The 11255-nt window shown below is 37.3% G+C and carries 12 protein-coding genes; 2 read left to right on the forward strand and 10 right to left on the reverse strand.

Annotated elements, in window-relative coordinates:
* Positions 1-502, reverse strand: a 502-nt coding sequence (locus JHD79_RS01560) for an aldehyde dehydrogenase family protein (RefSeq protein ID WP_199117336.1), incomplete at its 3' end; no start/stop codon positions are given.
* A 171-nt stretch (positions 503-673) separates the two neighbouring features.
* On the opposite strand from JHD79_RS01560, the gene JHD79_RS01565 reads away from it, so the two are divergent.
* A complete protein-coding gene (locus JHD79_RS01565; RefSeq protein WP_199117337.1) occupies positions 674-1597 on the forward strand; it encodes an AraC family transcriptional regulator in 924 nt (307 codons plus the stop codon).
* 53 nt (positions 1598-1650) lie between these two features.
* Here the strand turns inward: JHD79_RS01565 and JHD79_RS01570 are convergent, their stop codons facing one another.
* The 8 genes from JHD79_RS01570 to cmk all read right to left on the reverse strand — a co-directional run bounded on the left by JHD79_RS01570 (position 1651) and on the right by cmk (position 9694).
* Positions 1651-1836, reverse strand: a complete 186-nt coding sequence (locus JHD79_RS01570; RefSeq protein WP_199117338.1) for a hypothetical protein — start codon at positions 1834-1836, stop codon at positions 1651-1653.
* Positions 1837-1906: 70 nt separating this feature from the next.
* The gene (locus tag JHD79_RS01575; protein ID WP_199117339.1) at positions 1907-2503 is read right to left on the reverse strand and encodes a hypothetical protein; all 597 of its coding nucleotides are present in this window, start codon (positions 2501-2503) and stop codon (positions 1907-1909) included.
* A 1-nt stretch (position 2504) separates the two neighbouring features.
* On the reverse strand, positions 2505-2987 hold the full coding sequence (locus JHD79_RS01580) for an RNA polymerase sigma factor (RefSeq protein WP_199117340.1): 483 nt from the start codon (positions 2985-2987) through the stop codon (positions 2505-2507).
* The gene (locus JHD79_RS01585) at positions 2987-3178 is read right to left on the reverse strand and encodes a hypothetical protein (RefSeq protein WP_199117341.1); all 192 of its coding nucleotides are present in this window, start codon (positions 3176-3178) and stop codon (positions 2987-2989) included. Before JHD79_RS01585 ends, JHD79_RS01580 begins: the two co-directional genes overlap by 1 nt.
* A gap of 215 nt (positions 3179-3393) precedes the next feature.
* Positions 3394-5067: a beta-N-acetylhexosaminidase gene (locus JHD79_RS01590; protein WP_199117342.1), complete on the reverse strand. Its 1674-nt coding sequence runs from the start codon at positions 5065-5067 to the stop codon at positions 3394-3396.
* Positions 5068-5485: 418 nt separating this feature from the next.
* Positions 5486-7417 carry a 30S ribosomal protein S1 gene (rpsA, locus tag JHD79_RS01595; RefSeq protein ID WP_199117343.1) on the reverse strand — a complete coding sequence of 644 codons (1932 nt, stop codon included), beginning with the start codon at positions 7415-7417 and terminating at the stop codon, positions 5486-5488.
* A 551-nt stretch (positions 7418-7968) separates the two neighbouring features.
* Positions 7969-8796, reverse strand: a complete 828-nt coding sequence (locus tag JHD79_RS01600) for a DUF1080 domain-containing protein (protein WP_233164519.1) — start codon at positions 8794-8796, stop codon at positions 7969-7971.
* Between the two features lie 217 nt (positions 8797-9013).
* Entirely contained in the window at positions 9014-9694 is a 681-nt protein-coding gene (gene cmk, locus JHD79_RS01605; RefSeq protein ID WP_199117345.1) for a (d)CMP kinase, read from the reverse strand.
* 87 nt (positions 9695-9781) lie between these two features.
* On the opposite strand from cmk, the gene arfB reads away from it, so the two are divergent.
* Positions 9782-10189 carry an alternative ribosome rescue aminoacyl-tRNA hydrolase ArfB gene (gene arfB, locus JHD79_RS01610; protein ID WP_199117346.1) on the forward strand — a complete coding sequence of 136 codons (408 nt, stop codon included), beginning with the start codon at positions 9782-9784 and terminating at the stop codon, positions 10187-10189.
* A 100-nt stretch (positions 10190-10289) separates the two neighbouring features.
* Here arfB and JHD79_RS01615 read toward each other — a convergent pair whose 3' ends face one another.
* On the reverse strand, positions 10290-11255 hold the full coding sequence (locus JHD79_RS01615) for a lipid A deacylase LpxR family protein (RefSeq protein WP_199117347.1): 966 nt from the start codon (positions 11253-11255) through the stop codon (positions 10290-10292).

Here is an 11255-nt window from a genome sequence, read left to right on the forward strand (position 1 = left end):
CCCCCCCCCTTTTTTCAAGCATAAGACGGAATACGAGATGGTAACGCAGGTCTCGTGGGCTCGGAGATGTGTATAAGAGACAGTGTTCATCCAGTTCGGTATGAGACCCTTCTTCCGCACGTATTACACCTGAAAAATATCTAAAGTGGTCTACGCTTAAGGGTAAGTCGGCATTTAATGTTTCTCTAATGGCTTTTCCGTTATCTATGGTCTCAACTGTAGCAAGGTACTCTAGGTTATCTTCCATGCGTTGGGCAATTTTATGGAGAATAATGCTCCTCTCAGTAGCGGAAGTCTTGCTCCATGTCTTAAATGCTTCTGCTGCGGCATTAACTGCGAGCTCCAGATCCTCTTTTGAGGAATGGGCTACTTTTGTAAAGACCTTGCCGTCAATAGGGGAAATATTGTCAAAATATTTTCCGTTTATCGGAGCTACAAATTGACCGTTGATATAATTGTCATATTGGGATTTGAATTCAGGTTTTTTTACGATTTGTTCCATGATTTTACGATTTGGTTAATACAAACCTAGTTAACATCGAACCTTTTGGATAGTAAAATCGTTTCAACCGATAGCATTATTGTTTCATGAAATGTAATAGATTTGAAATAATCCTATCTTTATCCTAACAGTGAATGAATTAATACGTTATCTAGATCAAAGCATTTTGATATGAACCATAAACTTGATTTGGTAAAGCTAAGCAGCGAATCGAAGTTGCAGACTTTAGTAGAGAACAGGACCTCTTACAGTTTAGAAAGATGCGAGCTAAATATATTTGAAACCTACACCCAATCTTACAAGGTACCTTTAACATTTAATGATTTTGTGATTACCAGTATGCTACGTGGTAAAAAGGTAATGCATTTGAATGAAAAAAAAGAGTTTGAGTATTTGCCAGGCGAAACGGTGATTGTGCCGCCTGCTGAAACCATGCGGATTGATTTTCCAGAAGCTACAGACCTAAATCCTACGCAGTGTATTGCACTGGCCATTGATAATGGGCAGATCAGGCAGACCATTAGGTATTTAAATGAATATTTCCCAAAAGAAAGCAGTGATGAAGAATGGAAATTAAACTATGACGAATACCATTTTTATAACAACGAGGAGATCGCTTATTTAATTAATAAGGTAATTAAGGTTTGCTCAGATACTTCTAGAGAGAAGGACGTGTTGGCAGATCTGACTTTAAAAGAATTGTTGGTGAGAATAATGCAGACCCAAAACTTGAACATGTTGCAGGGAGAAATGATGGACCACAATCCATTGGCCCATGTTATTGGTTATATTAAGTCAAATCTTAACGAAAAGATCAGCATAGAAAGCCTAAGTAACAAAGCATGCATGAGCAAGGCCACTTTTTACAGATTGTTTAAACGTGAACTTGGCGTAAGCCCAAATGATTTTATTTTGGCCGAAAAAATGAAAAAAGCTAAAGAAATGCTGTTAAGACCAGGCACTAAAATTGCGGTCATCAGCTATGAACTAGGTTTTAGCGATTCTAACTATTTCATTAGGGCATTTAAAAAGATAGTAGGCATCACTCCAGGTGCTTTTCAGTCGCAAAGTATGATATCGAGATTGAGTTTTTAATAAAAAAGCATAACAGTTACTGTTACGCTCCACACAAATCGTTTAGTTAGTTACTAAAATTCTTTTTCTTTCTTCAATTTTTCTTCGTCTCTGTAGTAATCATAAAGACTCCAAATTAATAAAACTACTCCTAAAGCTAACAATGGAAATTTTACCCAGTTGGCTCCATCGTTGAAGCAAATTACAGTAATGAACAAGGCTACTACGCTCAGTCTTTCTTTATTTTCTATCGTTGTCATAATGTTTTTGTTTTAAAGTTTATACCCTATTAGTATAAGGAAACAGAAAACGTTACAACATTTTATTTTTTTAAGAAAGCTCCTCTATTTTCATTTTTAAATCCGCTACCGGTTTTTTAAAAATGCTCCTGTTCATTACTCTTCCTAAAAGGATAATTAAAATGCCTATTGGAATGAGGATGTAAACTTGGGTAAGGAAATTAGATTGGGTTGTTATGTTGTCAAAAGTTTTGTGAACAGTAAGTTGGTAGCACAATAGCCCAATAGGGGCGGCAATTGGTGCGACAACATAGCCCCATAAATTCTCTATCGCTAATATTTTGGTAATGGCCTTTAAATTACCTTCCAGTACTTGTTTGGTGCTCGATGAATAGTCGATACTTGTTTTGATTTTCCGAAAATGGAGTACGGCGAACAATCTGAAAACCTCATATAAGACAAAGATACCTATCAATACCATCTTTAAATCTCTTTCGGCAAAAAGTGCTAAAGCCAAAATCGGTAAGTCAATGATTCTAATCCATCTTAACTTCCATTTGAGTTTAAAAGCTAAATCCTGTAAAAGACTTTTCGACTGATTGTCTAAGGTGAATTTCGAAACCAATTCATTCTGTTTTGCCTTCAGTATTTCAGCCGACATTTGTTGCCATTCTTGTTGTAAATCCATTTTATTTTTGAGTTAAAATAGTGGTCAATTGTTGTTTGATGCGATGAAGTTTAACGGTGGCATTGCCTTTAGATAACCCCATCATTTCGCTGATTTCAGTATTGTCAAAGCCATCGAGATGTAGTATGATGATACTTCGGTCTATTTCTGCCAATTGTTTAATGGCACGATATAAAAAATCAGCTCTTTCCGACAGTTCCGCTGACTCAAAAGCAATATCCTCTTGTAAAGTGGTATTTTCTTTAATTTGATTAGCTTTTTTACGCTTGCTCAGAAAGGTGAGTGCTACATTTAAGCTAATTCGGTATAGCCAAGTCGAAAATTTAGCTTTGCCTTCAAATCTTGAATAAGCACTCCAGCTTTGCAGTACAACTTCCTGATAAAGGTCTTTACGGTCCTCAAAATCATCGGTGTATAAGTTGACCACCTTGAGGATAATTCCTTTATGTTCTTCAATTTTTTGGAGATAAGCTTTCTCGGTCATTATTTTTTAGCCTTTGAAATTCGATTGGCTTTAAATTCATGGTATAGCTGAACCGCTACAATGATAAAAGAAATAGTAGCGATTGCCAACATTGGATACTTCAATATTGGCGGCATTTCTGTAGTGGAAAGGATAAGGATAAGAAATGCTGTTAAAGCAATTCTGCTGGGTTTTTTCTCTGTTGTGCTCATGTTGCAACTGTTTAATTTATACAGTTAGTGAGCGAAGGGGCTAAAAAATTACAGAGAATGAAAAAAATATGCCACAAATACAAAGGGTATTGATTTTAAACCTTTGCGTCATTTCGCGAAATCTTTCAAAACCTTTGCGGTTAAATTTATTTCTCGCAAAGAAAAAAAGAGTGACACTAAGAACGCAAAGATTTTTTTTCAGCTATAGTAAGCAATTAATTCGCAGCTGGACTAAGGTATCTTTGACTATAAGTAATCCCCATTAAATCATAGCGTTTAAACTGATTTTTTAGCCTATTTAAAAAGTCTGCATAATTCTTCTGCTCTTTTTGCGACCATTGTATTTCACTTAGTGCATCCATTCTTGGAAACAGCATATACTCAACTTTGGCAGGGTTGGCAATATACTCCGACCATAAATTACCTTGGGCACCCCAAATGTATTTTGCCTGTTCTGCATTAAGCTCTGCTGGCACGGGCTCGTAGTTGTAAACGGTTTCAAGTGGTAAGAATTTATTTGCGGCTAAACTATCCTCTTTCATAAATTGCTTATGGTTGAGATATAGTTTTTCTTCGGGGCTCATGACGACCTTTTGTTTTACTTTTGCAGCAGCAATACCGCCCTTTTCGCCACGCCAGCTCATCACCACGGCATTTGGTGCCAGTCCGCCATCTAAAATTTCGTCCCAGCCAATAATGGTTTTGCCCTTGCTGTTCACAAATTTTTCGATTCTGTGAATAAAATAGCTTTGGAGGGCAACTTCATCTTTAATGCCTTTTTCCTTCATGATTTTCTGCGTTTCTGCAGATTGTTTCCACCACACTTTGGAAGCCTCGTCGCCGCCAATGTGTACATATTTAGAAGGGAATAGGTCCATTACTTCAGTGAGTACATCTTCTAAGAAAGAGAAAGTTTTTTCGCTAGCTTGAAAAACGTTGTTGTATTTATTCATCATTCCCCAGGTTTCGGCTACTTGGTATTTTTTGTTGGGGTCTGTACCAAACTCTGGGTAGGCTGCCAATGCAGCCATGCTGTGTGCAGGCATTTCAATTTCAGGGATAATGGTAATATACCTCTCAGCAGCATATTTGATCACGTCTTTAATTTCTTCTTGGGTATAATAACCGCCATGACGAATGCCATCTGTTTTAATTACAGCATTTTCGGGCGTAATTTTAACGTCGTTTGTTAAAACCTGATATTTAATATTTTCATTTCCTTTTCCTGGCCAAAGCCCAATAATACTACCATTTCGCCAAGCACCTATTGCTGTAAGTTTCGGATATTTCTTTATCTCAATTCTCCATCCATGATCATCTGTTAAATGCCAATGGAAATAATTCATTTTATGTAAGGCTAAATAATCAATATATTTTTTTATAAAGGTCACCTCGAAAAAATGGCGACTTACATCAAGGTGCATGCCTCGATAATCAAACCGAGGATAATCTATGATGTGAACAGCAGGTACAAGTAATGGGGCCGTTGTGGAAGTCGGTAATAATTGTATCAATGTTTGCACGCCGTAAAAAATACCTGGTGCTGAAGTGCCGACAATAGAAACGTTGTTCTCCTGTGTCGACAATACATAGGCATTGTCAAATTTACTGACTTTTGCATTTAGCATTAGCTTTATAAAGTTTTTGCTAGGCGCAACGGTAGTGACATTTAGCTTTAAATTAAAATACTTTTGCAGATAGTCGTTAAGGAAATTAGCCGAATTAATTAAAGAATCATTCTGGATGTAAATTTGTGTGTTTGCATTTATCGTAAATGACTTTTTTAGGTGCTCTACTTTTACGTCTACCGGCTGCGGAATAAGGCTAATTTGCGCATTAGCTGTATAGGTTATCGTAATAAGGAAGGTGATCAGGATAAGTTTCTTCATACTCAAAAATAGCATTTATTTAGTTTGTTGCCATTCTTTTTATGAGGTTTTTTGAGTTTTTATGCTGTTTTTTGCGGTAATTTTAAAAAATTAAACCTCGACTTTAAATTTTGATTTCATTTTAAGCTATTGCAGAGACTTGCAAACTTTATATTATGTATATTTTTAATAAGCTGCCAAATTATGCTCGTCACATGGGCTGGTCAGTCCGTAGGCGCGATGTAATGGCGCCAAAGCCATAAGTATAAGTAGGGGAGGAATAACCTATGAGCAACGGTATTGATGGGGTATCTGTAAATCTTAAATACCCTAGAAGATTGCTTTGCTTTACCTTCTACAAAACAACAATGAAGTATGGGAAATAAAAAAAATCCCCAGCATTTGCTGGGGATTTCATATTTAAACAAGAGGGAGGAGATTAGCCTTTAGCTTTTTTCTCTTCGCCTTCCATTTGTGATTTCAATTGAGCTAAAACGTCAAGATCTCCTAAAGTAGATTTCTCTACAGAATCTTTAACTTTTTTAACTGCTGAATTAGCTGCTTTGGCATCTTTTTTCTTAGCTGCTTTTTCTTCAGCTACGGCTTCAGCTTTTGCTTCTTCCCAGATACGAGCATGTGAAACTACGATACGTTTAGCATCTTTATTGAATTCAATGATTTTGAATTCGTTAGTTTCGTCAGCTTTGATTACAGAACCATCTTCCTTAGCCATGTGCTTGGTAGGTACGAAACCTTCTACACCATAAGGTAAAGCAATAACAGCACCTTTGTCAGTCACTTTAACTACTGTACCTGTGTGGATTGAATCCAAGGTAAAGATCGTTTCGAAAGTATCCCAAGGATTTTCTTCCAATTGTTTGTGACCTAGGCTTAGTTTGCGGTTATCTACGTCAAGCTCTAATACAACAACATCTAATGTATCGCCAACTTTGGTGAATTCGTTAGGGTGGTTGATTTTTTTGCTCCAAGAAAGATCAGAAATGTGGATTAAACCATCAATTCCTTCTTCAATCTCTACAAATACACCAAAGTTAGTCATGTTTTTAACTACCGCTTGGTGTTTGCTTCCAACTGGATATCTTTCAGCAACATTTTGCCAAGGATCTTGAGTTAATTGTTTAATACCCAAGCTCATTTTGCGCTCATCACGGTCTAAAGTTAATACTTCAGCTTCGATTTCGTCACCAACTTTCAAGAACTCTTGTGGAGAACGTAAGTTTTGTGACCAGCTCATTTCTGAAACGTGGATCAAACCTTCAACACCAGGGATGATTTCTAAGAAAGCACCGTAATCTGCTACAGTAACAATTTTACCTTTTACTTTAGAACCCACTTGAATGGCAGTATCTAAATTCTCCCAAGGGTGAGCAGTTAATTGTTTTAAGCCTAAAGCGATACGTTTTTTCTCATCATCAAAGTCTAAAACAACCACGTTGATTTTTTGATCCAATGCCAATACTTCTTTTGGATGCTCTATACGGCCCCAAGAAATATCAGTGATGTGCAATAAACCATCTACGCCACCAAGATCGATGAATACACCGAAGTCAGTGATATTTTTAACAGTACCTTCAAGTACTTGTCCCTTTTCTAATTTAGATACGATTTCAACTTTTTGGCTTTCTAAATCGTCTTCAATTAATACTTTATGTGATACAACAACATTTTTGAACTCATGGTTAATTTTAACCACTTTGAATTCCATGGTTTTGCCCACATAAATATCGTAATCGCGAATAGGTTTGATATCGATTTGAGAACCTGGCAAGAATGCCTCAACGCCCATGATATCAACAATAAGGCCACCTTTAGTACGGCTTTTAACAAAACCATTGATGATCGTATCATTATCCAACGCTTCGTTGATGGTTTCCCAGCTGCGTTGTGTCTTAGCTCTTTTGCGAGATAAGATTAATTGGCCATTAGCGTCTTCTGGTGCTTCAACAAAAACATCCACTTTGTCGCCAATTTTCAAATCAGGAAGATCCCTAAACTCAGAGGTAGATACCAAACCGTCAGATTTAAAACCAACGTTCAATACCACGTCTTTGTTGTTGATCGATACTACTGTGCCAGCAATGATCTCTCCTTGAGTGATTTGGTTGAAAGTATCGGTGTACATTGCTTCAAACTTTTTACGGTCTTCGTCATTGTAGTTACCAAATACTTTATCGTCTGCGTCCCAATCAAAATCTTGATCTGGAGTAGCCAACGATGATTTAATTTGTTCAATAGAAACCGAATCAGCTTCTGACTCGATAGTCTCTTTTTGGTTCAAACGGGCGTCTGCACCTTGTAGTTCGGCTGTTTTAGCCTCTAGTTCTTTTTCTGCTACTTGTTTTTTAGCCATTAATTAATTATCTCCTTTGTTCCCCATTTGGGGACTGCAAAGGTAGAAATTTATTTTTTAACAGAAAAGATTTTTTTAATAAATGTTGCTGATATTTAATGGATTAAATTTTGGTTTGGTCATTTTTGTCCTTATCTCTATAGGTGTCATTTAGATGTAGGCCTAAATCTTTTCAATAACAGCTAGTGATGAACTAAAAATATATGTAATGTGTCTAGCGATCAAAAACTATATTAAAATGTTCTTTGGAAAACAAGGTTGCTGCAATAGGACAACTGTAGTCCCGCTATCCGTTCCAATCTTTTTGTGAAGGGGGAGCAAAACTTCGGAAGTTTAATTTTTACTTGTTCTTCACTGTTGGAAATAAGCGGTTTAAAAACTTAAGAAATTTAAAAACGGCGCATCAAAAAGCATTTCAACTTTTATCGGGTTTATGCGGCAAGTGTAGGTGAAAAAAACTCGTAGGTTTGGATACTTTCTATTTTTTTGTCATCCCGACCATAGGAGGGAGCTACTTTTGAGGTAAGCTACTGATTTTTAAATTTCCACAATTATTCTTTTCTTAACTTTTCCAATACCTTCTCCAGTTTATTCTTGTCATTGGCATAAGGTTGCAAATCGAAAAGCTTAACCGTTCTAAACTCTATGGGATGGCTTTCACTCTGTAGGGAAATGTAACCTCCAGTAAGGGCCTTGCCGTCTTGTTTAATTTTAGGATCAAAATTGCTGACATTGCCACCGCCAATTTTAGGCTTGGTATAGGTTAAAACGGTATCGCCATTTATAATGTGCTTAATGATCGAATCGCCAAGTACTAAAAACTCGGAAGTTACCCATTGATCTCCATGATAAGTTTTTGAGCTACTGTTTAGACAATGTGGAGTAAATAGACTGTCTTTAATTTCTATAGTGGTACCTGGAGTACATACATTGCCAGTAGGGCGCTCATCTTTTCCATTGCCTCCCAAAAGCTGGCCCTCTATGGAGATGGGAAAGTCTTGGTCCTTGAGCATGGTGCTTGGATCTTGGCAGTGTAACATAGCGCCACTATTCCTATATGCCCAACCTTCACCGCCTTTGGCCTGCTCGCCTACAAAACGGTATTCTATTTTTAACAGGTAATAAGAGAAAGGTTTTTTATAGAAAATATGACCATATTGTTTATCAAAGTTTTCGTAGTTGTCATATTTCACTTTCATCAAGCCATCTTGTACATAAAAGGTGTTGCCAAAGTTTTCGTTGTATTGATGTTTAGAAATTTTAACGTTCCAATCTTTTAAATCTTTGCCATTAAAAAGGTTTATCCAACCCTTTTGGGCATAAGAGCTTAAACTGCTAAATAATGCTATAGAGGCAAGTAAGGTTTTATAGTTGCGCATTTTCAAAATAATTAACGGAATTGATATACCCGAAGATAAGATATAGACTTGTTAATTCCACTTGCTTTCAGATAAAATTCTATCTGGGTTGTTTATGAAAAATGTTTATACTAATTACTCAGGATTGTGAAATGCTATATCGCCTTGCTACTGTAAGAATGAGGAAACTTAAAGTTGCTACCGATAGGGTTTGGGTTTTAAGCATCTTTGCTAAGTGTTAGGCAGGTAGAAATGGCCGGACTTTTTCTAGCGCAAAAGTCAATTGCTCTTCCTCTGTAAGCTCGGTATTGTCCAAAATAATTGCATCTTCTGCACGTGTAAGCGGGCTTTCTTCCCTAGTGGTATCGGCATAATCACGATGCGCAAGGTTTTCGAAGACTTCTTCCAGTGTAATGTCAGTATCGCCTTTGGCCACCATTTCTTTGTATCTTCGTTCAGCTCTGATCTTTGGATCGGCAGTCATAAAGAACTTGACCTGGGCATCTGGAAATACTGCAGTACCAATATCGCGACCGTCCATTACCATATTTTTTGATCTGCCCATTCGCTGTTGTTGTTTTACCATTTCCCTACGTACTTCCTTAATGGCCGAAACTGGACTCACGGCTTCCGAAACAGGCATCTTTCTAATTTCTTCTGAAACTTCCTCGCCATTTAAGGTAATATGAGATTGGTAATCACGGGCATGGAAGTTTAGTTCGATGTGTTGTAGCGCATCTTTTACCACCTCATGATCATTCATGTCAATTTTATTGCGCAGAAAATAAAGAGTTACCGCTCGGTACATAGCACCACTATCAATGTAAATAAAGCCTAGTTTTTTAGCTAAAGCTTTTGCCAAAGTGCTTTTTCCACATGATGAATAGCCATCAATTGCCACGACCAAATTTTTTCTCATATGCGGCAAAGTTAATGTTTTGCATCAGTTTTATGGAAAGCTTTGCAATAGTTTTTAGCTAAAAAAGCAAAGTATTACATTTGTGCCATGGTACTCGCAAAAGAAGAGCTAGCTAAGGAAGTAGTGGTCAAAACCTCCAGAAGTGGGGGCAAGGGAGGGCAAAACGTAAATAAGGTTTCTAGCAAGGTAGAATTGATTTTTAACATTGCCAATAGCGCCTTTTTTAACGACGAGCAGAAAATTCTGCTCCAAGAACGCTTGGCATCGAGATTGGATACAGACGGCAACCTGCATATTGTATCGCAAGAGGAGCGTAGCCAATTGCTAAACAAACAGCGTGCGCTCCTAAAACTAAACAATCTATTGTCTAAATCTTTATGGGTACAGAAAAAACGTAAGCCAACAAAAATACCTAGGTCGGTTATTGAGAAAAGATTACAAAATAAATCTGCTAAGTCCGAAAAGAAGAAAAATAGAAAATCTCCTGATTTTTAATGGGTTAGTTGCTGACTTAGATTAAGCCCGGTCCTTGTGCCTTATGATCTGGTAGGATGTCTTTAAGGCGCTAAATTTTGATGTAAATGGCATTAAATTATTAGGCGCCCGATTTTCCAAAACGATAGTACATAGAAATGGTACCATATTGATGGGCCTTGGCAGTACTTTTGATCTCTTTTGATTTAAAGATCAAACTATAATCAAAGGTAAAACGAGGGCTGCTATAATTGAAGCCTATTTGCTGGGCAAATACAAAAGGCTTTGTGCCAAAGGTTACCGGGCTATCATTATTGAACAGACTCCCCTGTACCGTTGCATCGTAGGCTACGAAATTAATTTGGGGCTTGGCATAGAAAAAGAATTCGTTTTTGGTCAGTTTTTGGGTTTTGCTATTATGGCTAATCACAGCATTGGTATAGGCCGAATTGAACAATTGGTTTATTTTTCCGGCCCTGAACAATATACCGGCACCAGCTCCGCTAAAAGTTGTTCCAACATTGGCATAGCCTTCCAACGAGAAATCGGTATGTTTGTCTTCTGCACGATGCAATAATTGAGTGTACTGTGTGGAAAGGTTAACAGCCATTTCATTTTTGATTTGGTATTGCCAACCATTTATTTCATAAAAACCTACGATCTTATGTAAGAGCTCTTGGGCATCTTTTCCCAAAGCATTGGGCCCAACCGTACCTACTTCGAGACCAACTTTTAGGATACGCTCATTCTTATAAAAGAAATTTACATTACCACCAGCATACAGGTATCCGGCAAAGGGACGATCTTGTGTAGCTGGATCAGGCCTGTAGCCCGATATCGGGTTATACATTTTTTGTCCGGCACTGATTTCGTAAGTCAGTTTTTCTAAGTTGCTGCTCAATTTTTTTTGGTCAATGGCCCTGCGGAAATAAATGAACAAACCATTAGTATAATACCTATCTTGTCCGTAGAAAAGATAGGCATCGTTGTCGCTTTTGAACCCAAATTCATTTTTATAATCTTGCGAAAAAGAGCTGTGAGAAGAACAAACTATAGCTAAAAATAGCAGTGTGAGTTTTTTGAGCAT

The organism is Pedobacter sp. ASV28, assembly GCF_016428855.1.
GTDB lineage: Bacteria > Bacteroidota > Bacteroidia > Sphingobacteriales > Sphingobacteriaceae > Pedobacter.

What these genes read in the sequence shown, in the direction of transcription:
- JHD79_RS01565 (WP_199117337.1), top strand. Translation starts at nt 674, where the DNA reads ATGAACCATAAACTTGATTTGGTAAAGCTAAGCAGCGAATCGAAGTTG.
- JHD79_RS01570 (WP_199117338.1), bottom strand. Translation starts at nt 1,836, where the DNA reads ATGACAACGATAGAAAATAAAGAAAGACTGAGCGTAGTAGCCTTGTTC.
- JHD79_RS01575 (WP_199117339.1), bottom strand. Translation starts at nt 2,503, where the DNA reads ATGGATTTACAACAAGAATGGCAACAAATGTCGGCTGAAATACTGAAG.
- JHD79_RS01580 (WP_199117340.1), bottom strand. Translation starts at nt 2,987, where the DNA reads ATGACCGAGAAAGCTTATCTCCAAAAAATTGAAGAACATAAAGGAATT.
- JHD79_RS01585 (WP_199117341.1), bottom strand. Translation starts at nt 3,178, where the DNA reads ATGAGCACAACAGAGAAAAAACCCAGCAGAATTGCTTTAACAGCATTT.
- JHD79_RS01590 (WP_199117342.1), bottom strand. Translation starts at nt 5,067, where the DNA reads ATGAAGAAACTTATCCTGATCACCTTCCTTATTACGATAACCTATACA.
- rpsA (WP_199117343.1), bottom strand. Translation starts at nt 7,417, where the DNA reads ATGGCTAAAAAACAAGTAGCAGAAAAAGAACTAGAGGCTAAAACAGCC.
- JHD79_RS01600 (WP_233164519.1), bottom strand. Translation starts at nt 8,796, where the DNA reads ATGCGCAACTATAAAACCTTACTTGCCTCTATAGCATTATTTAGCAGT.
- cmk (WP_199117345.1), bottom strand. Translation starts at nt 9,694, where the DNA reads ATGAGAAAAAATTTGGTCGTGGCAATTGATGGCTATTCATCATGTGGA.
- arfB (WP_199117346.1), top strand. Translation starts at nt 9,782, where the DNA reads ATGGTACTCGCAAAAGAAGAGCTAGCTAAGGAAGTAGTGGTCAAAACC.
- JHD79_RS01615 (WP_199117347.1), bottom strand. Translation starts at nt 11,255, where the DNA reads ATGCTCAAAAAACTCACACTGCTATTTTTAGCTATAGTTTGTTCTTCT.